Raw genomic sequence first — 22081 nt, forward strand, 5'->3', positions numbered from 1 at the left:
TGGTGTCCACAAACCGTGTCGTCTAACGAAAAGCTAACGACACTGTCCATTGCGGAGCGAGCGGCGCAAGATGCCGCGTCATAGCCTTCCGCCCGCTTCCTGGAGTCCACCATGGTCAAAACCGGTCTGCTCAGAGTCGCCACCGCGGTGCTGCTCACGCTCGGCGCCACGCTCGTGGCGTCCGGTGTGGCCGCCGCGGCCACGGACACCCCGCCCCCGTCAGGGGATGATCGGGCGGTTGTCCACTCCGGCAACGCCGTCACGTGCGAGCAGGCCCACCTGGCCGGCACCATCATCAAGGTCACCGCGAAGGTGGACGCCAGCAACACCTACGTCACCGTGACCGGTGTGCCCGACGGCACCACCGTCACCGGCATCGTGGTCAAGGGCAGCGACGCCTTCAACGTCTACGCGCCCGGCAAGCTCGGCCCGTTGCCGTGGACGAACCTGCACTCGCCCATCGCCGGCAACAGCGGCAAGCCGGCCACCATCAGCCACTGGTTCGCCTGCGGCACCGAGACCACGACGACCAGCAAGACGCCGTGCCCGCCCAGCAGCACCAGTGTCACCAGCTCCACCAGCAGCACGAGCAGCACCAGCAACACGAGCACCACCACCGCGCCGTCGTCGACCACCACCACGACCGCCCCGGTGACGACCACCACGACCGCTGTGGCCGCGGCGACCACGACCACGGACTCCGCTGACACCACCCCGCTGGCCTACACCGGCTTCAGCGGCGGCTGGCTGGTCATCCTCGCCGCCATCCTGCTGCTCGGTGGCGCGGCCCTCATCGCCATTCCCAAGCTCCGCGCCCGCCGTCGCTGAGTAATCCTCATATAGGTAGGCCGTGACCCGCATCACGTGACGTGGTGCGGGTCACGGCTTTTCCGGCTCCAGCTGTCCAGTTTTGGGGACGGCACGCACTGAGCGCGACCCCTTGGCAGGGCGGGACCCATGGTCAATAATTAGGAAACTTTCCTAACCGTGGGCCAGCCGCCAGCCCTGCACTGGAGGACCCATGCGTGTTGCAGCAGCGGCCATGGCCGTGGTCGCGTCGGTGAGCTTGGCGGTGCCGGCGGCGGCCGCGACGACAACGGCTCAGATTCGGGTGGACCAGGTCGGTTATGCGACCGGGGAGGCCAAGGCGGCCTATCTGATGGGGACGACGGTGAACGCCGGTGCGGCGTTCACCGTCACCGACGCCGCCGGCAAGTCCGTGCTGACCGGCAAAGTCGGTGCCAGCACCGGGAAGTGGAGCACGGCGTACTCGGCGGTCTACCCGATCGACATCTCGGCGCTGAAGACCGTCGGCACGTACCAGATCAAGGTCGGCAGCACGGTCTCGCCGTCGTTCAAGGTGGACAGTGCGAACGCGCTGTTCGGGCCGCTGGCCGACGACACCGTGACGTTCTTCCAGATGCAGCGGGACGGCGTGGACGTCATCCCGGGCATCATGGATCGCAAGCCCAGTCACCTCACCGACCGCACGGCCGCGGTCTACGAGGCGCCGAAGTTCAACGACGAGACGATCACCAGCAAGATGACCAAGACCGGCGCGACGATCGACGCGTCCGGCGGGTGGTTCGACGCCGGCGACTTCCTCAAGTTCACCGCCACGGCTTCGTACACCGTGACGAATCTGCTGCTGTCGCAGCGATCCCACCCCAACGCGGCGCTGACCGCCGAGGCGCAGTACGGCCTCGATTACCTGAACAAGATGTGGGACGCCAAGAACGGCGTGCTGTACGCGCAGGTCGGCATCGGGGTCGGCAACGGCAAGGACTTCGTCGGCGACCACGAGGTGTGGCGGCTGCCCGAGGCCGACGACGCGTTGACCGTCAAGCCGGGCGACAAGGACTACTTCATCAAGTACCGCCCGGTGTTCGCGGCCAACAAGGCTGGCGAGAAGATCAGCCCCAACCTGGCCGGCCGGATGGCCGCGGCTTTCGCGCTGGCGGCGCAGAACACTTCCGACAAGGTGAAGGCCAAGCAGTACCTGGCCTCCGCCGCGTCGATCTACGCGTTGGCCAACACCGCCGGCGGCAGCATCGTCTCGGTCTTCCCGCACGGCTACTACCCGGAGTCGTCCTATTTGGACGATATGGAGCTCGGCGCCACCGAACTTTCCCTTGCGGCCACGGCACTGGGCGACAACCGTGCCGACGGCTGGGCGGTCGACGCCGGCACGTATGCCAAGGCGTACCTGGCCAGTAGCAACAAGGACTCGCTCAACCTGTACGACACCAGCGCGCTCGCCCACGCCGACCTCATCCAGCTGCTGCGCCGGCCCAACGCGCCCAAGCTGGCCGTCACCGAGGCCAAGCTCACCGCCGACCTCGCCCGTCAGCTCTCCGCCGGCGCCGCCCAGGCCGCCAAGAGCCCCTTCCGCACCGGCGCTCCGATCCAGGACGGCGACGGCGCTACGCACACCTTCGGGCTGCTCACCACCGCCTTGCTGTACGGAAAGCTCACCGGCAAGCACGACTACGACGCCTTCGCCACCCAGCAGCGTGACTACATCCTCGGCTCGAACGCTTGGGGCATCTCGATGTTCGTCGGCGTCGGCAATGCGCCGAAGTGCGTGCACAACCAGGTCGCCAACCTGTCCGGCAGCCTCACCGGCACCGGCAAGCTCGCCGTCGGCGGCGTCGCCAGCGGCCCCACCAACGCCCACCAGTTCGACACCATCGACCCGCTGCCCGACGGCTACCGGGCGTGCAGCGACCCGTCGTACAAGACCTACGACTCCAGCACGGTCCGCTACCTGGACAACATCCTCACCTGGGCCACCAACGAGCCGGCCGACGACTACACCTCGACCGGCACCCTCGCCCTGAGCCTCACCGCGGCCGGCTGAGTCGATACGGCATTCGGCGCAATTCCCCCGGTATCGGTCACATGGGTGGCTCCCGGCCCGATGTACTGGGCGGGGAGCCACCGTCGGTGGTGGCACGGATCTTTGCGGGGGGATGAACGATGCTGCTCTCGCAGCGATTACTGACGCATGCCCGGACCACGGCGGTCGCCGTGGCCGCCGCCGTGTCGGCGGTGCTGGCGCCGGGCGTGGCGCATGCCGCGACGCCGCCGGCCAACGACGACTTCGACAACGCGACGGCCATCACGGCGTTGCCGTTCAGCACGCAGGAGGACACCAGCGCGGCCACCAAGGCCAGCGACGATCCGTACTGGTGCGACAACTTCGCGATGGTCGGCTCGGTGTGGTTCCGGTACACCGCCACCGAGGACGGGTGGCTGCGCGCCACTTCGGCCGGCAGTGACGGCTCGAGGATCCTGTCGGCCAACACCGGGGAGCGGGACAACCTCAGCGGCGTGGACAACGGCTGCGAGAGCGGCGCCAACGCCACCATGGCGTTCCGGGCCACCGCCGGGACGACCTACTACTTCATGGTCGCCGGCTACTACGTCGCGGGCGGCGTGCTGTCGTTCGCCGTCGACCGCGCCGCACCGCCGGCCAACGACAACTTCGCCAACGCCACGCCGGTCAGCACGCTGCCGCAGACCCTGCAGCCCGATCTGACGACCGGCTCGATCGAGGCCGACGAGCCGCAGTCGACGTGCGACAGCGACCGGACCAGGCCCTCGGTCTGGTACTCCTACACCGCGACCGGCGCGGCGACCTCGGTCACCGCGAAGATCGACGGTTTCGACTCGTTCGTCACGGTGTACAGCGGGGACTCGCTGCCGGCGCTGAAACAGGTCGGGTGCACCCAGTACGCCATGGGGGCCACGGTCTTCCGCACGAATCCCGGTGCGACCAGCTACATCCGGGTCACCGGGAGCCGCTCGACGGCCCCGCCGACCCTGACCCTGGCCGAGGCGCCGGCGCTGGACCCGGAGTTCAGCATCTCGCCGTCCGAGCCGACGGTCTACGACAACATCTCCCTCGCCGCCCACTCGTGGAACTCGTTCGACACGCCGATCACCGCCTCCTGGGACTTCGGCGACGGCACCTCGGCGCCGGCCGGCACCGATCCCGTGCACCACAACTACAAGGTCGACGGCGTCTACCAGCTGACCATGCACGCCAGTTCCCCGGACGGCCGGACGGTCACCAAGACCACGCCGCTGACGGTGAACACCCACGACGTGGGCATCACCAAGTTCGACGTGCCCAGCTCGGCCCGTGACGGCCAGCAGAAGTCGATCACCGTGCACGTGTCCAACACGCGGTACGCCGAGAAGCCGACGGTCACGCTGTACAAGTTCGACGGCAACTTCTCGACCACAGTCGGCACGCTCACGCTCGACGTGCCCGCGCGGGCCAGGGGCAGCGTGGCCTTCCCCTTCGCCTACACGTTCACACCGGACGACGCGCTGGTGGGCAAGGTGACCTTCCGCGCCGTCGTGCAGCTGCCCTACCCGGTGCGGGACGCCCGGGCGGCGGACAACGAAGTGATCGCGATCGCCACGACCGTGAATCCGCGGACCGTCCGCCAAGCCAGCTGATTTCGAAGGGGGAGAACGAGATGACGCTGTCCATCAGACGCATGAGCGCATCGGTCGTCGGCCTGGTGGCCGTGGCGACCGTGCTGTTCCCCGGCATCGCGAACGCCGCGCCGCCGTCCAATGACGACATCGACACCGCGACGGCCATCACCGCCCTGCCGTTCGCCGCAACGCAGGACACGACCCAGGCCACCAAGGCCACCGACGACCCGACCTCGTGCTACGCCTACGGCCAGCGGAGCACGTGGTACGACTACACCGCACCGGCCGACGGCGTCGTGCTGGCCACGGTGTCCGCCACCGGGTCGACGCCGGTGCTCGCGGCGTACACCGGTGCCCGCGACGCCCTGACCCAGGTGACCGATTCCTGCACCAGCTACAACCACCCGCCGTCGAGCACCTTCCACGTCACGGCCGGCACCACGTATCACCTCCTGGTGCTCGACCTCTACGCCGGCAGCCAGGTCACCTTCCGCCTCAACCTGGTGCCGGCGTCGCCCAACGACAACTTCGCCGCGGCGATCGTGCCGGCCTTTCCCGGCGACCTGACCGGGGACCTGGCGCGGGCGTCGGCCGAGCCGGGTGAGACCCCGCCGAGCTGCGACGCCACCGTGGACCATTCCGTCTGGTACCGCTACACGCCGGAGCGCACGCGGTCGGTGAGCGTGGAGCAGGTGAGCTACTTCGACGCGCCCTCGATCAGCGTGTACCAGGGCACGAGCGTTGACAGGTTGACCGAGGTGGACTGCGTGCGGTCGCAGGATCGCCTGAACTCGGTCTTCACCGCGGTGGCCGGGCAGACCTACTACATCCGGGTGGCCGCGGGCGCCGACCATGCGCGCTCGTTCGACCTGAGCATCGCGACCGCGCCGGCCCTCGCGCCCGGCTTCTCCGCCAATCCCGAGCGTCCGTCGGTTTTCAGCGACATCCAGTTCTACACCTACCCGGGTGATCCGCTCGGTCGGAAGTTCGCCAGCGGACAGATCTCCTTCGGCGACGGCACGTCCGCGCCGCTCACCGGCGACCCGATCCATCACCAGTACACAAAGGACGGTCAGTACCAGGTCACGGTCAGCGGCGCCACCAACGACGGCCGCACCGGCTCGACCGTGCGGACGCTCAAGGTCGAGACGCACGACGTCAGCGTCGCCAACCTTGTCGTGCCGGCCTCGGCCCGTGCCGGCCAGACCAAGTCGATCAAGGTGTCGGTGGTCGACACCCGCTACGACGAGGACGTCACCGTCACGCTGTCCCGGCTGTACGAGAACGGTGTGTACAACAGCATCGGCTCCCTCACCCAGCGGGTCGCCGCCGGCCACACGGTCGAGTTCCCGTTCGCCTACACCTACACCGCCGCAGACGTCGCGGCCGGCAAGGTGACCTTCCAGGTGAGCGCCGGCTTGCCCAACCACTATCCCGCCGACGACCATCCGGACGACAACCAGCTGGTCGGCGTGACGACCAGCGTGCGGTCCTAGCTCCGAGCCGTCGCCGCTGAGGCTCTGCCTCAGCGGCGACGAGCTTGTGCTCGTCAAGCGGGCGTGGGTGGGGCAGACTGCGCCGATGGAGCGAGTCACGGGTATTGGCGGGATCTTCCTTCGGGCGCGGGACGGGGAGGCGCTGCGGGCCTGGTATGCGGAGCATCTGGGCGTGGACATGGGGGAGTGGGGCGGCAAGCAGTTCGAGTGGACGGCGGGCGGCTCGACGACGTGGGCGGTGTTCGACGCGGATGCGGAGCACCTCGGCGAGCCGACGCAGAGCTTCATGGTGAACTACCGGGTCGCGGATCTGGACGCGATGCTGGCGCAGTTGCGGGCGGCCGGCGTCAAGGTGTCGGACGAGGTGAGCGACACGGACTACGGGCGCTTCGGGTGGGCGCACGACATCGAAGGCAACAAGTTCGAGCTGTGGCAGCCGCCGGCCGGGGAATGAGCAAGTAGCCGATCGGCCACAAAGCCGGACGAAACACCGCCGATCGGCCCGGGTCACTCCGCCGTTGGAGTGATCGGCGCGCGTAGTTTCGCCGGTGTTCAACGTAAGATCATGTTGCTGGACATGAGCATTCCCCCTGCCAGGGAAGTGTGGCTTCCGTTTGCCCTCTACCTGGGAGAGGTTCGCGTGAACGAATCGCGTACAAGCCGTCGTGTCCTGGTCGTGCTGATCGGAGCGGCGTTAGCCATGAGCGGGGCGGCAACCGCCGACGCGGCGACGGCGGTGGCCTGGCCGGGCAGCAGCTCGGTGTCCACGGCGGATGCCGCCAACGCCTTCGGTGAAGACATGAGCGGCCTCTACCAAGAGGGCAACGTGCTCTGGGTGGCCCAGAACTCCGGCATGCTGTGGCGCCTGAAGCGAAACGGGTCGAGCTGGACCCCGGACACGGCCAACGGCTGGTCCAAGGGCAAGACGCTGCACTACCCGAACGGCTCCGGCACGCCTGACGACGAGGGCGTGACGCTCACGGGCGCCGGCGCGGCCGGCGGCGTTTTCGTGTCCACGGAACGAAACGGCGACAAGTCGGGCACCAGCCGCACCTCGGTGCTGCGTTACGACGTGAGCGGCACGAGCTCGACGCTGACCGCTACGAAGGAATGGAACCTGACCGCGGACCTGCCGCCGGTCGACCCCAACCTCGGCTTCGAAGGCATCACCTGGATCCCCGACGCCACGCTCACCGCGGCCGGCTTCAAGGACTCCTCGACCGGTGCCGCGTACAACCCGAGCGGCTACGGCCCCCACACCGCCGGCGTGTTCTTCGTCAGCGAGGAGGCCACGGGCATGATCTACGGCTACGTCCTGCAGGACTCCGGTGCGTTCAAGCGCATCGCCTCGTTCAGCAGCGGCATGAGCGCCGTGATGGAGCTCCAGTGGGAGCCGCAGGCGTCGCGGCTGTGGGCCGTCTGCGACAACCACTGCAACGGCCAGCACCGGACCATGAAGATCAACGCCTCCGGCCTCTTCGCCGCCGATGCCGTCTACAACCGGCCGTCCGGCATGCCCAACTACAACAACGAGGGCTTCGCCATCGCCGGCGCCGACGAGTGCGTGAGCGGCAGCAAGCCCGTGTACTGGTCGGACGACAGCGACGACGGCAACCACGCGCTGCGCCGCGGCACCATCACCTGCTGACCTCAACGGCCCCGCGGCCGAAAGCCGCGGGGCCGCAAGGGTTGTCAGTACGGCCAGCCCGGCACGTTCAGCCGAATGCCGTACAGGCCGTAGTTCCCGGTGTCGCCGCCGCTCGACGGACGGCCGGAGGTGATGTACAGGGTGCGGCCGTCCGGCCCGCCGAACGCGGCGTTGGTGGCGTTCTGACCGGCGCTGATGGTGCCGAGAGCCTGTCCGGCCGGCGAGAAGACATGGATCTTCCCGTCGCTGAAGGTGATCTGGTAGACGTTGCCGGCGCAGTCGACCGTGCCGCCGTCGGTGCCGCCGAGCGCGGCGAAATCGCTGCGGGGGCCGGTGCTGCCGTCGGCGTTGACCGGGTACTTGTAGATCTTGCCGGTGGCGTTGCCGCCGACGTACAGGGTGCGGCCGTCGGGGGACAGCTCGATGCCGTTGGGCTCACGGATCGAGTCGTCGATCAACGACACCACACCGTTCTTCACGCGGAAGACGTCGGTGTGGCCGGACATCTGGTCGGGCCGGTCGGCCCGCTGGAAGTCGGGGTCGGTGAAGTACACGGTGCCGTCCGCGCCGACGGTGACGTCGTTGGGCGAGTTGAACTGGTGCCCCTGATAGTTGGCGGCCAGCGTGGTGCGCTGCTTGGTGGCCAGGTCGTACGCCGACACGCTGCGCTGGTCGTGGGTCGCGGCGATGACCGTCTTCCCGTCCCGGCTCAGGGAAAGCCCGTTGCTGCCGGAGTTGGCGACCCACGTGGAGAAGCTTCCGGTGGACGGTGTGAACCGCAGGATGTCCGACGCCTGCACGTTCTGCGGGCCGGAGCCGTCATGCATGTTCGTCAGCAGCAGGGTCTGGCTGGCCGCGTCCCAGACCGGGCCCTCCAGGAAGTTGTAGCCGTCCTTGATCTTCGTGGCGGTCAGGTTCTGCGACGGCAGCGGATTGCCGAACGGGCCGCTCGGGCAGGGGCCGCCGGCCGGAGGGTGGTGGTGGCCGGCAGCGTCCACTGCTGGTTCGCGCCGCCGCCGCACGTCCAGATCTGCAACGGCGTGCCGTCGGCGCTGCTCACGCCGGTGGCGTCGAGGCATTTGCCGGAGCCGGCGTTGACCAGCTGCCCGCCGGACGACGTCCACCGCTGCGCCGCGGTGCCGTTGCAGTCATAGATCTGCACCTTGGCGCCGTTCAGGGTGGACCCGCCGGCGACGTCCAGGCATTTGCCCAGCGCCCGGAGCGAGCCGTCGTCGCCGGTGGTCCACTGCTGGGACGGGCCGCCGGTGCACGTCCACAGCTGGACCCGGGTGCCGTTGGCGCTGGTGCCCCCGGTGACGTCGACGCATTTGCCGCCGTAGCCGGTGATCGTGCCGGTGGCCGCCTGGGCGGTCGGGACACCGAGCGCCGCGACGGCGATGGCCGCCGCGGCGACGGCGAAGGTTCTGGTGAGATGGCGAGTTCTCATGGGCCTTCCACGGGTGGCAGGGTTCGTGGGGCGCCTCGCCGTGGCGGCTCGCCGAGACAGATCTTCTGTCTACACGACGAATCGCCTGTTTCAATGTGTTACTACTGCCCGGGCCGGACGATCTGCTGCAACGCCCAGTGGTTGCCGTCGGGGTCGTCGAAGAACACGAAGCGCCCCCAGGCCAGGTCCTGCACCTCGCTGACCTCGGCCCCGCGCTCGACCAGCTCGGCCCGCACCTTGTCGGCGTCGTCGACCACGGCCTGGAGGCCCTTGACCGTGCCGGGCGCGGCGTCGGTGAGGCCCTTGCCGAAGGCGATCGAGCAGGCCGAGCCGGGCGGCGTGAGCTGAACGAAGCGGATCTCGTCGCTGACCGTGTGGTCGTGGTCGAGGTTGAAGCCGATCTTGTCGACGTAGAAGTCCCGGGCCCGGTCGATGTCGGTCACGGGCAGGATCACGAGCTCGATTCTGATCTCCATGTCGACGACGATAGCCGCCATTGCGGACAGCTTCGGTCCTCAATGGGAAAGTTTTGACCCTCCTGTAAGGGGAGGGCCGATGATGCGTGCATGGCGGTCCTGCTGTCCATCGGCGACTTCTCGCGGATGACCTATCTCAGCGTCAAGGCGCTGCGGCACTACCACGAGCTCGGCCTGCTGGTGCCGGCCGAGATCGACCCGGCCACCGGCTACCGGCTGTACGGGCCGGAGCAGGCGCGGACGGCGCAGGTGATCCGGCGGTTCCGGGACCTGGGCATGCCGTTGGACGAGGTCAGGGCGATGCTGGCGGCCCCGGACGTGGCGGCCCGCAACGCGGTGATCGCCGCGCACCTGCGGCGGGTCGAGCACCAGCTCGAACGGACCCAGGCGGCGGTCAGCTCGCTGCGGTCGCTGCTGGAGCAGGAGGCCTCGCCCATCGAAGTCGAGTGCCGCTCGGTTCCGGCGATGACGGTGCTGGCCGTCGGCGACCACATCGCCATGGACGACAGCGAACGCTGGTGGGCCGAGGCTTTCGAGCGGCTGGAGGCAGTGGTCGGCCCGCACCGGGCGGGACCGCTCGGCTGCCTGTACCACGAGGAGTTCTTCACCGACGACGCCGGCGACGTGCTCGCGTACATCCCCGTGCACGGCGAACCGGTCGGACACGGCGTCGAGCTGCTGGAACTGCCGGCCGCCGACCTGGCCGTGACGCTGCACCGGGGGCCGTTCGGCGAGCTGGACCGGACCTACAGCGCACTCGGCACGTACGTCGCCGGCCGGCAGATCGGCGTGCCCGGACCCATCCGCGAGACCTATCTGGTCACCGCGGGCGGCGAGTCCGCGCACCGCACCGAGGTCGGCTGGCCCGTCTTCCCCATCACCGATTAGGAGCACACCATGGGTAGCACTGTCTTCGCGGTCACCTTCGACTGCGCCAACGCCGCCGAGCTGGCCGGGTTCTGGGCCCGGGTCACCGACCGCGAGGTCGACGCCGACGGTTCGGCCGCCTTCGCGTCCGTCGGCATCGCCGCCGAGCAGCCGGGCCTGCCGCGGATGATGTTCTTCGCCGTTCCGGAGGGCAAGTCGGCCAAGAACCGAGTGCACCTCGACCTGGTCGCCGCCGACCTGGAGGCCGAGTTGGCCCGCCTGGTGTCGTTGGGTGCGACCAAGGGCGCCGAGTTCGACGAGGGCGGCGCGCGCTGGATCACGCTGGCCGACCCCGAGGGCAACGAGTTCGATCTCGTCGCGGCCTGACCGGGCGCGGCCCGCCGGCATGACGCGGGTCACGCAACGCGGTGACGGCGGCCGGGAACACCTGGTCATGACGACCAAGAAGCTGACTCTGGCCCTGGCCGCGGCGGCCGCGATCGGCGCTCTCGCCGTCGGCGGGGCGGTGGCCTTCGCCGCCGTGCCGGGCACCACCACCGACGCCGCCACCCAGGTGGCCCCGGCCGCCACCGGCAACGCGAAGATCATGTTCGAGTGCCTGGCCGCCGACCAGGTGGCCAACCGCGCCGCGTGGCGGCCCGGCGCCCGTGTCGACGTCGACGCCACGCACGGGTTCCTGGTGATCCGCACCGACAAGAACGCCGCGGTGTGCGTGGTCGAGGACGGTCACGGCACCGGTCTGATGGGCGGCCTGATCGACAACCACGACTACGGCAAGCTCACCGCGCAGCGCCCGTTCGACTACCTGACGTCCATGAACTACCCGCACCAGTCCGTCCACTTCGGAATCTCCACTGCGGACGTCACCGGCGTGTCGCTGGTCGGCCCGGACGGCAAGTCGGTTGCCGCCACGGTCAAGGACGGCACGTTCGCCGTGCTGGCCAAGGACGGCGAGAACAGCAACGAGTCGACGACCAACCACATCCGAGCGACACTCGCCAACGGCCAGACCGTCGCCGGCCCGTTCCGCGGCTAGGATGAGAGCCGGCCGTGCCGCAGGTCCGCGGTGCGGCCGGTGGTCTCGTCTCGCGCAGGCATGCAACGCCGTCGGGGCGACCGGGAACTAGCCCGGTGTGACGATGGCTGGAGAGCACGTGCGGCTGGTCGATCCGCCCGAATGGGACGATCTGCCGCCGAGCGACGACCAGACGCTGTGGGAGCAGGCGGCGCGCGGCGACAAGGCGGCGTTCGGCGAGCTGTACCGGCGGCATGCCGAGGCGGTGTGGAACTACGCCTACCGGCTGACCGGGTCCTGGGCCACGGCCGAGGACCTGACGTCCAACACCTTTCTCGCCGCGTGGCGCAAGCTGGGCGAGATGACGCTGGTCAACGCCAGCGCCCGGCCGTGGCTGTACACCGTGGCCGGCAATCTGGCCCGTCACGAGTACCGGCGGGTCGGTAGGTTCTCGCGGGTGCTGACGCGGCTGCCGCTCAACGACACCGCCCGGGACCACGCCGAGGACGTGGCCGCGCAGATCGACGCCGACCGGCGGCTGCGGACTGTGCTCGAGGCCGTCGACAAGTTGCCGAAGGGGGAGCGGCAGGCCGTGGAGCTGTGCCTGCTCGGCGAGCTGTCCACCGCCGACGCCGCCGAGGTGTTGGGTATCGCCGAGGTCAGCGTGCGGGCGCGGGTCTCGCGGGCGCGCAGCCGGCTGCGTGGTCTGCTCGGCGGCGTGGGCCTGGAGGAGGGGCGATGAACGACATCCCGAAGCGGCGGGAGATGCCCGAGGCTCTGCGTGAGCGGCTCTGGACCGAGGACATCGAGCCCCAGCTCGCGCCGCGGCACCGGTTCGGCTCCATGCGCGCACCCCTGGCCGTCGCCGCGTCGGTCGTCGTGTTGGCCGCCCTGGTCGCCATCGGTTTCACCCAGCTGCGCGGCACCGACACCAACGTCGCCTCCGGCCAGTCCCAGCTGGTCAAGGACTGCGTCCGCACCACCCGCAACATGCCCGACCCCACCAGTTGGCGCGCCGCCGCCCGCTACGACCTCAGTTCCCAGCTGGGCTTCGTGGTCATCCGCAACAGCCGGACCGCCGCGGCGTGCGTCATCGAGAACGGCAAGGCCACCGGCGTCATCGGCGGCGCCCCCGGCTCGACCGACCTCTACGGTCAGCTCACGCCAGAACGGCCGTTCGACTACCTCACGTCGATGAACTACCCCAAGGAGTCCATCCACTTCGGCATCACCACCGACGACGTGGTCGGCCTGTCCCTGATCGGGCCGGACAACTCCGTGTCGCCGGGCGTCGTCGCCGACGGGACGTTCATCGTGCGGGACCCCATCGGCGAGAACAGCGGCCAGCCCACGACCAACTACGTCCGGGCCACGCTGGCCAACGGGCAGACCGTCCAGGGCCCGCTGCGGAACTAGTCCGCCAGCAACCCCGCCCCGATCACGTCCTTGCACACCTCCACCGAGTAGGCCATCAGCCCGCCGGCCTGCGCGTCCCGGAACAGCCGCTCGATCGGCGACGACCGCAGGTAGCCCGCCGACGCGCCGCCGACCCGTACGGCCAGCTGCGCCGCGTCCACGGCGATCACGTTGGCCAGCTGCTTGGCCCGCATGGTCGCGGGGATGAAGTCGGCCGAGTTCTGGTCGGCCAGCCAGCACATGTGGTGCGCGTACATCCCGGCCGCTTCCAGCCGAGTGTGCACGTCGGCGGCCTCGAACCGCAGCCACTGCATCTCGGCCAGCGGCTTTCCGGTGGTCGGAATGACGCGCTTGCGGGCGTGCGCCACCAGCGCCGTCACCGCCGCGTCCGCGATGCCGAGCGACAGGAACGCCAAACCGGCCCCGATGTGGTTCGGGTGCGGCCCGGTCGACGGTGGGCACAGCCGGTCGGCCCGCAGCAGCGTGCCGGTGAACTCGATGAGCTGGCTGCGGCTGGCCCGCAGGCCCATGGTGTCCCAGATCGGGATGTACGCCATGGTCGACGGGTCGGCGGCCAGGCCGAAGAAGGCGGGCTGCCCGTCGACCAGGGCGTTGATCAGGAAGTGGTCGGCGATCTCGCAGCCGGAGGCGAACCGCTTGGCCCCGGTCAGCTCGTAGCCGCCGGGCACCGGCGCGGCATGCTGCAACGGCATCAGGAACAGGTTGCCGCCGGTGGGCTCGGACAGGGCGTTGGCGAACCGCCGCCCGGCGATCAGCTCGTCGGCGTAGAAGCGGGCGACGTCCGGGGTTGACCGGGTGACCAGGCCGGTAGCGGCGCCGATGTGCATGACCCAGATGCATGCCGTCGACGGGCAGGCGGCGCCGAGCAGACGGACGATCGTGCCGAAGCTGCGGTAGCTCAGCGATTCCCCGCCGTACTCCGCCGGCAGCAACGCCACATCGAGCCCGCTGGCGTGCAGCGCCTGTAGGTTGGCCAGCGGCAGCTCGGCGCTCTCGTCGTACTCGGCGGCGGTTTTGGCGAACTCGGCCGCCAGCTCGGTCGCGGTGTCGATCCAGCGCTGCTCGTGCGACGGCGGCGCGAACGGGTGGCCGGCGGCGATCACGCCGACCTCTTTCCCGGCAGTCTGTCCATCTTTGTATGGATACCAGCAACGTCTTCGGCGAGCTCGGGGTTCGGCGGCCAAGCCGTTGCGACAAGCAGGTGACGGCTGGGCGGCCGGACGGCGAAATGTCGCAATGGGCACGGGCGGACGGGTTGAGCAGCGGGGACGCGGGTGCCAAACATGAAAGGCGTCCAGCCCTGCGAACGTCCTGGAGGCCCGACCATGGCGAAGACCGGTTCCTTATCCCTGGCCCTGCTGACCTGTGCGGCGATGACGGTGGGGCTGGCGCCGTCGGCGGGGGCGACCCCTCCGGGTATTCCGAGTGCGGCGACGGCGAAGTCCGAGCTGAGCGCGTTGACCGTCAAAGCGGAGGGGTCGATGTCCGGCTACTCCCGGGATCGTTTCCCGCACTGGATCATCATCTCGGGTACCTGCGACACCCGGGAGACGGTGCTCAAGCGGGACGGCAAGAACGTGACGACGAACAGCGCCTGCTCGGCGACGTCCGGCAGCTGGTACAGCCCCTATGACGGCGCGACCTGGACGGCGGCGTCGGACGTGGACATCGACCACGTGGTGCCGCTGGCCGAGGCGTGGCGCTCGGGCGCGTCGAGCTGGACGGACGCCAAGCGCCAGCAGTACGCCAACGACCTGACCGACCCGCAGCTGATCGCCGTGACGGATAACGTGAACCAGTCCAAGGGCGACCAGGACCCGTCGACCTGGCAGCCGTCTCGCACGGCCTACCGCTGCACGTACGCGGAGATGTGGGTCCGGGTGAAGTACGTGTGGAAGTTGACGCTGCAATCGTCGGAGAAGTCGGCGCTGACGACCATGCTCAACGGCTGCTGAGCACCGCGCTCGGGGCCGGTCGAAAGACCGGCCTCGAGTGATCCTCGACCGGTTCTTGAGCCCGAAACACCGCCCTGACCAGGGAAAACGCCTCAAGATCCGACATGATCGGGTGATAGGACGTCTGCTGCCGTTGACGCCTTCCGGCGCGGCTGCCACACTGTGATCACTATGGTTTACTGACTTCGCACCCAGCCCGCGACCGCGGCCCGCGACCTCACCTGTGCGTGAGGCGCAGACGGCCCGGCGGGCTCTCCGCATCCCCCAGCTCCTTCTGCGGTAGGTGTCGCATGTCAAACATTCCCTTTCTGCACGCCCGCGACCTGGTCAAGGCCTACGGCGACCGGCGCGTACTGGACGGTGTCAGCCTGACGGCGTCGCCGGGCCAGCGGCTCGGCCTGGTCGGCGACAACGGCGTGGGCAAGTCCACGCTGCTGCGCCTGCTGGCCGGCGACGAGGAGCCGGACGCTGGCACGGTCAGCCGGCCGCCGGACTGCGGATTCCTGTTGCAGGAGCTGCCTTTCGGCCCGGACAGCACGGTGCGGCACGTCATCGACGACGCGCTGGCCGAGATCCGGGCGGCCCGGCAGCGGCTGGACGACCTCGGCCGGAAGATGGCCGACGACCCGGACAACACCGAGCTGCTGGCCGAGTACGGCGACGTGCTGGACTGGGCCCAGGACCACGACGTGTGGGACGCGGACCGCCGGGCGGAGCTGGTGCTGACCGGGCTCGGACTGTCCGATGTGGACCCGAACCGGCGGCTGTCGGCGTTCTCCGGCGGCCAGCGGTCCCGGCTGGGCCTTGCCGCCCTGCTGATCCGCCAGCCGCGGGCGATGCTGCTGGACGAGCCGACCAACCACCTCGACGACGAGGCGGTGACCTTCCTCGAGCAGCAGCTGAGCCGGCTGCCGGGCACGGTCGTGGTGGCCTCGCACGACCGCGTCTTCCTGGACGCGGTGTGCACGGACATCCTCGACCTGGACCCGGCCCGCGGCGGGGTGACCCGCTTCGGCGGCGCCTATAGCGACTATCTGGCGGCCAAGCGCTCCGAGCGGGCCCGCTGGGAGCAGCAGTACGTCGAGGAGCAGCAGGAGCTGGCCGAGCTCAAGGAGTCGGTGAACGTCACCGCGCACCAGGTGAACCATCACCGGGTGATCAAGGACAACAACAAGGTCGGCTACGACCGGCACGGCGGGCGGGTGCAGAAGCAGATCTCCCGCCGGGTCCGCAACGCCCAGCAGCGGCTGGACGAGCTGACCAGGACGCAGGTGCAGCGCCCGCCGCTGCCGCTGCGGTTCAAGGCCGACCTGACCGGCAAGCCGGTGCAGGACCAGCTGGCCGTGTCGTTGCGGCACGTGCAGCTGCCGGGCCGGTTGCAGCTGGACCAGCTGGACGTCACGACCTCGGCCCGGCTGATGGTGCAGGGCGGCAACGGGGCCGGCAAGTCCACGCTGCTGAAGGTGTTGGCGGGCAAGCTGACGCCGGAGAGCGGCGTGGTGCACCGGGCTCGTGGTGTGCGGGTCGGACTGCTGGAGCAGGACGTCACGTTCGCCGACTTGACGAAGTCACCGCGGCAGATCTACGCCGCGGCCGCCGGGCCGGGCGCGGTGGCATTGTCCCAGTTGGGTTTGCTGGCCGGGCGGGACCTGGACCGGCCGGTCGGGCAGCTGTCGATCGGGCAGCGGCGGCGGCTGGCGCTGGCGGTGCTGATCGCCCGCCCGCCGGAGGTGCTGCTGCTGGACGAGCCGACCAACCACCTGTCCCTCGGCCTGGCCGAGGAACTGGAGCAGGCCCTGCGCAGCGCGCCGGGCGCGGTGGTCATCGCGTCGCACGACCGGTGGCTGCGCAAGACATGGGAGGGCGCCGAACTGGTGCTCGCCGACGGCAAGGTCGCATGACGACCTGAGTTACGAGTGCAAGGAGGGCCGAGCAGTGTTCACGCATCCGCGGCCACGTCCGACCGTCCACATCGAACTCAGGAGGCCATTTTGTCAGCTCAGCTCACCATTCGCAGTGCCAGCTTGGCTTTCGCGCACCGCCGTGTCCTTGACGCCGTCTCCGCGACGGTCCGTCCGGGCGAGCGGGTCGGTGTCGTCGGCGACAACGGTTCCGGCAAGTCCACGCTGCTGCGGCTGATCGCCGGCCAGGAGCGGCCGGACGACGGCGAGATCATCGTCGAGGCGCCGGGCGGCGTCGGGCACCTCGGGCAGGTGCTCGACCTGTCGCCGACGGCCACGGTCGGGGACGCGATCGATGCCGCGCTGGCCGAGATCCGTTCCCTGCAACGGCAGATCGCCGACGCGGAGCAGACTCTCGGCGACGCCGACGAGGCCGGCCTCGCGGCGTACGGGGAACTGCTGACGGCGCTGGAACTTCGAGACGGCTACCGGGCCGACTCGAAGGTTGCGGCGGCGATGTCCGCGCTGGGCATCGGCCATCTCGACCGTGACCGTCCACTCGGGACGATCTCCGGCGGGCAGCAGGCCCGGCTGGCGCTGGCCGGCGTGCTGTCGGCCGAGCCGGAGCTGCTGCTGCTCGACGAGCCGACCAACCATCTCGACGCGCAGGCGCTGAGCTGGCTGGAGGACCGGCTGCTGGCCCACCGCGGCACGCTCGTCGTGGTCACGCACGACCGGCTGCTGCTGGAGCGGGTGGCCACCGCGATCATCGAGGTGGACGGCGACCGCCGGACAATCACCCGCTACGGCAACGGATACGTCGGCTATCTCGACGAGAAGCGGGCTGCCCGGCAGCGCTGGGAGCAGCAGTACGCCGAGTGGGTCGGCGAGATCGACCACTGGGAGTCGTGGGGCGCGACCACGGCCTACCGGGTCGCCCCGGGCCGGCCGATCAAAGATCACAACAAGTGCAAGTACAACGGGGACGGCCAGCGGGTGATGGCCAGCATCACGACCCGGGTGAAGAACGCGGCCGAACGGCTCGACCGGCTGCGGGCCGATCCGGTGCCGAAGCCGCCGGATCCGTTGCGGCTCAACGCCCCGCTGTCCGGTGGCGTCGAGGACGGCACGGTGCTGGAGCTGTCCGACGTCACGGTGGCCGGCCGGCTCACGGTCGACCACCTGACTGTGTCGGCCGGCGAGCGGCTGTTCGTCTCCGGGCCGAACGGGGCCGGCAAGTCCACGCTGCTCGCGGTGCTGGCCGGCTCGCTGCAACCGGATTCCGGCACGGTCACGCGCAACGGCCGGATCGGCTACCTGCCGCAGGAGAACACGGTCCGGCACCCGGAGCGCAGCGTGCTGGCCACGTTCGCCCAGGGCCTGGTCGGCACGGCCGACGAGCACGTCGAGCGGCTGCTGTCGCTCGGCCTGTTCGCCGAGTCCGACCTGCGCACACCGGTGGGCTCGCTGTCCATCGGGCAGCAGCGCCGGCTGGCGCTGGCCCGGCTGCTGGTGCGGGAGGTCGACGTGCTGCTGCTGGACGAGCCGACCAACCACCTGTCGCTGTCGCTGGTCGAGGAGATGGAGGCCGCGCTGGCCGACTACTCCGGCGCGGTGGTGGTTGTCTCGCACGACCGGCTGCTGCGCAACCGGTGGCGGGGCGAGGAGCTGCCTTTGTGTGACGGCCGGCCGCTCGCACTGCGGGTGGCGGCCTGAAATGGGGTCGAAGGGCGCTCGAAACGGTGACGAGCGCCCTTCGGCTGCCCGCATGGTGGGGCGACCATGGCCGGTGTGAGCGGCACTTTCTCGACATACCAAGGCAAACTGCTGCGTGACGCGGCGGCGGGTCATCCGCCGCCGTGCCCGTGCGACGGCACCGAGCTGGAGGACGCCGCCGCGAAGGTGCTCGCGCCCGGGCCCTTCGGCTACGTGGCCGGCGGCGCCGGCAGCGGGGACACGCTGCGGGCCAACCGCGCGGCGTTCGCCCGCTACCGGCTGGTGCCGCGGATGCTGCGCAAGACCCAGCCGGAGCTGAGAACCTCCTTGCTGGGCAAGGAGATGGCCGCGCCGGTGCTGCTGGCCCCGATCGGCGTGCAGTCCATCGTCCATCCCGAAGGCGAGCTGGCCGTGGCCCGTGCGGCGGCCGAAACCGGCGTGACGATGATCGTCGCGTCGCCGGCCTCGTACAGCCTGGAGGAAGTCGCGGCGGCCAACGGCGACGGCGACCGCTGGTACCAGCTCTATCAGCCCGACGACCCCGAGGTGTGCCTGAGCATCCTCGACCGGGCCAAGCGGGCCGGCTTCACGGCGCTGGTCGTCACGGTCGACACGCCGCGTTTCGGCTGGCGGCCCAGCGACCTCGACCAGGGCTTCGCGCCCACGCTCCGGGGCATCGGCGCGGCCACCGCGTTCAGCGACCCCGTCTTCCGCGCCCGGTTGGCCCAGCCGCCCGAGCAGGACCTCGACGCGGCCGTGCGCCTGTGGCAGCAGATGTTCACCGGCACCGGCCGCAGCTGGGACGAGCTGGCCTTTCTCCGTGCGAACTGGGCCGGTCCGCTGCTGGTCAAGGGCATCCTGCACGCCGACGACGCCCGGGCGGCGCGCGACGCCGGGGCCGACGGCGTAGTGGTCTCCAACCACGGCGGCCGGCAGATCGATGGCGCCCTCGCCGCCCTGGACGCCCTGCCGGCCGTCGCCAAGGCCGTCGGCGACGAGCTGGCGGTGCTGCTGGACTCGGGCGTACGGACCGGCTCGGACGTCTTGAAGGCCCTCGCGCTGGGCGCCGACGCGGTCGCTGTCGGACGGCCGTATCTGTACGGACTTGCGCTGAACGGACAGTCCGGCGTCGGTCACGTCATCCGATCGGTGCTCGCCGACGCAGAAGTCACGCTCGGCCTGCTCGGCGCGGAAACCGTCCTTGACCTGGGCGAACGCCACCTCCACAAGATCGGCGGGTGATCACGTACAGAAAAAACCGACCGCCCGCCCCGGTTTGGGATTGAAACCGGGCGGTCGGTTTTGTAGTCTTCGGAGGTCGGTCGAACGGGGTCGCCGGGGGCGGCAGCGCGATCGACGACGGGAGGACCGGATCATGGACGTCGAAGTCTTGGGACCGTTAGCCGCACGGTTGGGCGGCAAGCCGGTGACGCCGACCGCGGCCAAGCCGCGCAAGGTGTTCGCGATGCTCGCGGTGCACGCCAACGAGGTGGTGCCGAACGCGTCGCTGTTCGAGGAGCTGTGGGGCCCGGACATGCCCCGCAGTGCCAACACGACCCTGCAGACCTACATCCTGCACCTGCGCACCCTGATCGGGGCCGCGGTGGCGCAGGACCCCGACGCCCCGGTCCGCGACCCGAAGCGGATCCTGGTCACCCAGCCCGGCGGCTACCTGCTCGACACCGCGGGGGGCGCGGTCGACGTGCAGCAGTTCGAGCGGCTGGCCGAGGCCGGGCACCGGGCCCGCGAGGCCGGCGAGTGGCACGAGGCGTCCGCCCGCTTCCGCGCCGCCCTGTCGGTGTGGCGCGGCAGCGCGCTGGCCGACGTGCAGGTCGGGGCGATGCTCGAGGTGGACATGCATCGCCTCGAGGAGGCTCGGCTCAACGTGCTCGACCGGCGCATCGACGCCGACCTCCGCCTCGGCCGGCACCACGAGCTGCTGTCCGAGCTGACCGCCCTGGTCGCGCGCAACCGCACCCACGAGGGGCTCTACGCGCACCTGATGCTGGCCCTCTACCGCTCGGGCCGGCGTGGCGAGGCGATCGACTGCTACCGGCGGCTGCGCACGTGCCTGGTCGACGAGCTCGGCCTCGAGCCCTCGCCGTCGCTGCACCAGTTGCAGCGCATGATCCTCACCACCGACCCGCGACTGTCCCTTTCGGACAACAACGGGATCCGGCTGGAAAACGTCGGCTGACACACAACTACATGAACCGCATGGAGACGGACAGACGGTGGTCAGGCAGCAGAGAGCCGAACTGACGCGGGCGAGGCTGATCGCCTCGGCGGCGGAGTTGTTCGACCGCAACGGTTTCATCGGCACCAACATCGACGACATCAGCCGTGCGGCCGGCGTGACCAAGGGGGCGCTGTACTTCCACTTCCCGGCCAAGAGCGACATCGTCGCCGCGGTCCAGGAGCCCGGCCGGGACCTGTTACGGCGGGCGGCGGCGGCCTCGGCCGGCGCGGCCTCCGGCGTGCAGGCGATGATCGACCTCAGTCAGCTGGTCGCCGGGTGGTTACGTGACGAGGCCGCGGTGCGGGCCAGCTTCCGGGTGGCTCGGGAGTGCGCCGAGCAGGGCCGCCCGTTCATCGACTTCTTCCTTGAGTGGCAGAACATCCTGCACCGGCTGGCCAGCCGGGCGGCGGCGGCGGGGGAGTTGGCCGAGGGGGTGGCCGTCGACGGCGCGGTCACGGTCGTGCTGGCGCTGTGCATGGGGATCGAGATGCTGTGGGCGTCGGCCATGTCCCGGGACAAGGTGGCGCGGACGCTGGCCGAGTCGTGGGCGATGATCCTGCCCGGGCTGACCGGCCGGGCGGCGATCGGCGGCCTCGACCTCACCGGGTCGACCGCCCGTATCGCCCCGCCGGACTGAAGGCGGCCCCAAGACTGAGAAACCGGCTGGGGACACCGCGATCCGGTGTCCCCAGCCGGCTTCTCGTGCGGGGGTTTTTCGTGCCGGTCAGTTCAGCGTCGTGTCCGGTGGCAGCGTTCCCTCCGAGATGAACTTGGCCAGCCGGCGGGGCGGCACCATACCGGGCAGCAGCAGCCGCCACATGATGGTCACGCGATCGGTCACGTCCTCCCGGCCGGTGAGCACCTCGGACGAGATCTGCACGCCGGTGAAGGAGGCGATGACCAGGTGCGCGGCGTCGTCCGGGTGCACCTCGGGCCGCAGGTCGCCCTTGGCCGCGGCCTTCTCAAGGCAGGACCGCACGACGCTGATCCACTGCTGGTAGGAGTCCGGTTTGGGGTCGGTGAACGTGCCCTGCTCGATGACCAGCCGGATGCTGGCCCGCACCCGCACGTCGTGCTGCAGGCTGCGAGCCATGTTGTGGGTCAGGTCGATCACCGTCTGCACGCCGATGTCCTTGGCCCCGGCCAGCGGCTCCCACACCTCGAACTGCTCCGCGACGATGGCGTGGGCGATCTTCTCCTTGGACGAGAAGTGAAAGTACATCGCCCCCTTGGTCACGTTCGCGACGGCGATGATGTCCGACAGCGTCGCACCCGCGTAGCCGCGGTCGTCGAAGACGGCAGCGGCGGCGTCCAAGATGGCGGCCCGGGTCCGTTCTGCCCGCTCCTGTAGAGCCAACGCAGTACTCTCCTTGCTATCCAGCGGCGGTCTTCTCGCCGCGTCGGAAGAAAA

Annotated in this window: 22 protein-coding genes; 17 read left to right on the forward strand and 5 right to left on the reverse strand. The window is 69.9% G+C overall.

The window, feature by feature from the left end; translation table 11 throughout:
* The first annotated feature begins 111 nt into the window (after positions 1 to 111).
* From M3Q35_RS40590 to M3Q35_RS40615, 6 genes are all read left to right on the forward strand, one after another.
* Positions 112 to 828 (forward strand): hypothetical protein, encoded by a 717-nt coding sequence (locus M3Q35_RS40590; protein ID WP_273937875.1) that lies wholly within the window; start codon positions 112 to 114, stop codon positions 826 to 828.
* A gap of 193 nt (positions 829 to 1021) precedes the next feature.
* Positions 1022 to 2860: a glycoside hydrolase family 9 protein gene (locus M3Q35_RS40595; RefSeq protein WP_273937876.1), complete on the forward strand. Its 1839-nt coding sequence runs from the start codon at positions 1022 to 1024 to the stop codon at positions 2858 to 2860.
* A gap of 119 nt (positions 2861 to 2979) precedes the next feature.
* Entirely contained in the window at positions 2980 to 4470 is a 1491-nt protein-coding gene (locus tag M3Q35_RS40600; RefSeq protein WP_273937877.1) for a PKD domain-containing protein, read from the forward strand.
* Positions 4471 to 4490: 20 nt separating this feature from the next.
* Positions 4491 to 5948, forward strand: coding sequence for a PKD domain-containing protein (locus tag M3Q35_RS40605; RefSeq protein WP_273937878.1), 1458 nt, complete (start codon positions 4491 to 4493; stop codon positions 5946 to 5948).
* Positions 5949 to 6033: 85 nt separating this feature from the next.
* Entirely contained in the window at positions 6034 to 6402 is a 369-nt protein-coding gene (locus M3Q35_RS40610) for a VOC family protein (RefSeq protein ID WP_273937879.1), read from the forward strand.
* A 246-nt stretch (positions 6403 to 6648) separates the two neighbouring features.
* Entirely contained in the window at positions 6649 to 7596 is a 948-nt protein-coding gene (locus M3Q35_RS40615; protein ID WP_273937880.1) for an SdiA-regulated/phytase-like domain-containing protein, read from the forward strand.
* Between the two features lie 44 nt (positions 7597 to 7640).
* Here M3Q35_RS40615 and M3Q35_RS40620 read toward each other — a convergent pair whose 3' ends face one another.
* The 3 genes from M3Q35_RS40620 to M3Q35_RS40630 form a co-directional block, all read right to left on the reverse strand.
* Positions 7641 to 8594 (reverse strand): SMP-30/gluconolactonase/LRE family protein, encoded by a 954-nt coding sequence (locus tag M3Q35_RS40620; protein ID WP_273937881.1) that lies wholly within the window; start codon positions 8592 to 8594, stop codon positions 7641 to 7643.
* Positions 8507 to 9043: a lectin gene (locus M3Q35_RS40625; RefSeq protein ID WP_273937883.1), complete on the reverse strand. Its 537-nt coding sequence runs from the start codon at positions 9041 to 9043 to the stop codon at positions 8507 to 8509. The genes M3Q35_RS40620 and M3Q35_RS40625 overlap by 88 nt, the downstream gene beginning before the upstream one ends.
* Before the next feature lie 101 nt (positions 9044 to 9144).
* Positions 9145 to 9519 carry a glyoxalase superfamily protein gene (locus M3Q35_RS40630; RefSeq protein ID WP_273937884.1) on the reverse strand — a complete coding sequence of 125 codons (375 nt, stop codon included), beginning with the start codon at positions 9517 to 9519 and terminating at the stop codon, positions 9145 to 9147.
* A 90-nt stretch (positions 9520 to 9609) separates the two neighbouring features.
* Here M3Q35_RS40630 and M3Q35_RS40635 point away from each other — a divergent pair, with 90 nt between their 5' ends.
* The 5 genes from M3Q35_RS40635 (at position 9610) to M3Q35_RS40655 (ending at position 12838) form a co-directional block, all read left to right on the forward strand.
* Positions 9610 to 10407 (forward strand): MerR family transcriptional regulator, encoded by a 798-nt coding sequence (locus M3Q35_RS40635; RefSeq protein WP_273937885.1) that lies wholly within the window; start codon positions 9610 to 9612, stop codon positions 10405 to 10407.
* A 9-nt stretch (positions 10408 to 10416) separates the two neighbouring features.
* The gene (locus M3Q35_RS40640) at positions 10417 to 10773 is read left to right on the forward strand and encodes a VOC family protein (RefSeq protein ID WP_273937886.1); all 357 of its coding nucleotides are present in this window, start codon (positions 10417 to 10419) and stop codon (positions 10771 to 10773) included.
* Between the two features lie 19 nt (positions 10774 to 10792).
* The gene (locus M3Q35_RS40645; RefSeq protein WP_273937887.1) at positions 10793 to 11443 is read left to right on the forward strand and encodes a hypothetical protein; all 651 of its coding nucleotides are present in this window, start codon (positions 10793 to 10795) and stop codon (positions 11441 to 11443) included.
* Between the two features lie 103 nt (positions 11444 to 11546).
* The gene (locus M3Q35_RS40650) at positions 11547 to 12164 is read left to right on the forward strand and encodes an RNA polymerase sigma factor (protein WP_273937888.1); all 618 of its coding nucleotides are present in this window, start codon (positions 11547 to 11549) and stop codon (positions 12162 to 12164) included.
* Positions 12161 to 12838 (forward strand): hypothetical protein, encoded by a 678-nt coding sequence (locus tag M3Q35_RS40655; protein WP_273937889.1) that lies wholly within the window; start codon positions 12161 to 12163, stop codon positions 12836 to 12838. The genes M3Q35_RS40650 and M3Q35_RS40655 overlap by 4 nt, the downstream gene beginning before the upstream one ends.
* Here M3Q35_RS40655 and M3Q35_RS40660 read toward each other — a convergent pair.
* Positions 12835 to 13962, reverse strand: a complete 1128-nt coding sequence (locus M3Q35_RS40660) for an acyl-CoA dehydrogenase family protein (RefSeq protein WP_273937890.1) — start codon at positions 13960 to 13962, stop codon at positions 12835 to 12837. The two genes, M3Q35_RS40655 and M3Q35_RS40660, sit on opposite strands and share 4 nt — an antisense overlap.
* A 270-nt stretch (positions 13963 to 14232) precedes the next feature.
* Here M3Q35_RS40660 and M3Q35_RS40665 point away from each other — a divergent pair, with 270 nt between their 5' ends.
* The 6 genes from M3Q35_RS40665 to M3Q35_RS40690 all read left to right on the forward strand — a co-directional run bounded on the left by M3Q35_RS40665 (position 14233) and on the right by M3Q35_RS40690 (position 21307).
* Positions 14233 to 14814, forward strand: coding sequence for an HNH endonuclease family protein (locus M3Q35_RS40665; RefSeq protein WP_379794615.1), 582 nt, complete (start codon positions 14233 to 14235; stop codon positions 14812 to 14814).
* Between the two features lie 290 nt (positions 14815 to 15104).
* A complete protein-coding gene (locus tag M3Q35_RS40670; protein ID WP_273937892.1) occupies positions 15105 to 16715 on the forward strand; it encodes an ABC-F family ATP-binding cassette domain-containing protein in 1611 nt (536 codons plus the stop codon).
* Positions 16716 to 16802: 87 nt separating this feature from the next.
* Positions 16803 to 18431, forward strand: coding sequence for a ribosomal protection-like ABC-F family protein (abc-f, locus tag M3Q35_RS40675; protein ID WP_379794614.1), 1629 nt, complete (start codon positions 16803 to 16805; stop codon positions 18429 to 18431).
* A 75-nt stretch (positions 18432 to 18506) separates the two neighbouring features.
* Positions 18507 to 19673, forward strand: coding sequence for an alpha-hydroxy-acid oxidizing protein (locus tag M3Q35_RS40680; protein WP_379794598.1), 1167 nt, complete (start codon positions 18507 to 18509; stop codon positions 19671 to 19673).
* A gap of 133 nt (positions 19674 to 19806) precedes the next feature.
* Positions 19807 to 20628: an AfsR/SARP family transcriptional regulator gene (locus tag M3Q35_RS40685; RefSeq protein ID WP_273937894.1), complete on the forward strand. Its 822-nt coding sequence runs from the start codon at positions 19807 to 19809 to the stop codon at positions 20626 to 20628.
* Positions 20629 to 20665: 37 nt separating this feature from the next.
* Positions 20666 to 21307, forward strand: a complete 642-nt coding sequence (locus M3Q35_RS40690) for a ScbR family autoregulator-binding transcription factor (RefSeq protein WP_273937895.1) — start codon at positions 20666 to 20668, stop codon at positions 21305 to 21307.
* 87 nt (positions 21308 to 21394) lie between these two features.
* Here M3Q35_RS40690 and M3Q35_RS40695 read toward each other — a convergent pair whose 3' ends face one another.
* Complete coding sequence (locus tag M3Q35_RS40695) at positions 21395 to 22027, reverse strand: ScbR family autoregulator-binding transcription factor (protein WP_273937896.1); 633 nt, start codon at positions 22025 to 22027, stop codon at positions 21395 to 21397.
* Positions 22028 to 22081 lie beyond the last annotated feature (54 nt).

Source organism: Kutzneria chonburiensis (assembly GCF_028622115.1).
Lineage (GTDB): Bacteria > Actinomycetota > Actinomycetes > Mycobacteriales > Pseudonocardiaceae > Kutzneria > Kutzneria chonburiensis.

Bases quoted from the DNA above. Each gene is read 5' to 3' on its own strand.
- M3Q35_RS40640 (WP_273937886.1), top strand. From the start codon at position 10,417: ATGGGTAGCACTGTCTTCGCGGTCACCTTCGACTGCGCCAACGCCGCC.
- M3Q35_RS40590 (WP_273937875.1), top strand. From the start codon at position 112: ATGGTCAAAACCGGTCTGCTCAGAGTCGCCACCGCGGTGCTGCTCACG.
- M3Q35_RS40600 (WP_273937877.1), top strand. From the start codon at position 2,980: ATGCTGCTCTCGCAGCGATTACTGACGCATGCCCGGACCACGGCGGTC.
- M3Q35_RS40615 (WP_273937880.1), top strand. From the start codon at position 6,649: ATGAGCGGGGCGGCAACCGCCGACGCGGCGACGGCGGTGGCCTGGCCG.
- M3Q35_RS40595 (WP_273937876.1), top strand. From the start codon at position 1,022: ATGCGTGTTGCAGCAGCGGCCATGGCCGTGGTCGCGTCGGTGAGCTTG.
- M3Q35_RS40605 (WP_273937878.1), top strand. From the start codon at position 4,491: ATGACGCTGTCCATCAGACGCATGAGCGCATCGGTCGTCGGCCTGGTG.
- M3Q35_RS40645 (WP_273937887.1), top strand. From the start codon at position 10,793: ATGACGCGGGTCACGCAACGCGGTGACGGCGGCCGGGAACACCTGGTC.
- M3Q35_RS40630 (WP_273937884.1), bottom strand. From the start codon at position 9,519: ATGGAGATCAGAATCGAGCTCGTGATCCTGCCCGTGACCGACATCGAC.
- M3Q35_RS40665 (WP_379794615.1), top strand. From the start codon at position 14,233: ATGACGGTGGGGCTGGCGCCGTCGGCGGGGGCGACCCCTCCGGGTATT.
- M3Q35_RS40625 (WP_273937883.1), bottom strand. From the start codon at position 9,043: ATGAGAACTCGCCATCTCACCAGAACCTTCGCCGTCGCCGCGGCGGCC.
- M3Q35_RS40670 (WP_273937892.1), top strand. From the start codon at position 15,105: ATGTCAAACATTCCCTTTCTGCACGCCCGCGACCTGGTCAAGGCCTAC.
- M3Q35_RS40610 (WP_273937879.1), top strand. From the start codon at position 6,034: ATGGAGCGAGTCACGGGTATTGGCGGGATCTTCCTTCGGGCGCGGGAC.
- M3Q35_RS40650 (WP_273937888.1), top strand. From the start codon at position 11,547: ATGGCTGGAGAGCACGTGCGGCTGGTCGATCCGCCCGAATGGGACGAT.
- M3Q35_RS40655 (WP_273937889.1), top strand. From the start codon at position 12,161: ATGAACGACATCCCGAAGCGGCGGGAGATGCCCGAGGCTCTGCGTGAG.
- M3Q35_RS40635 (WP_273937885.1), top strand. From the start codon at position 9,610: ATGGCGGTCCTGCTGTCCATCGGCGACTTCTCGCGGATGACCTATCTC.
- M3Q35_RS40685 (WP_273937894.1), top strand. From the start codon at position 19,807: ATGGACGTCGAAGTCTTGGGACCGTTAGCCGCACGGTTGGGCGGCAAG.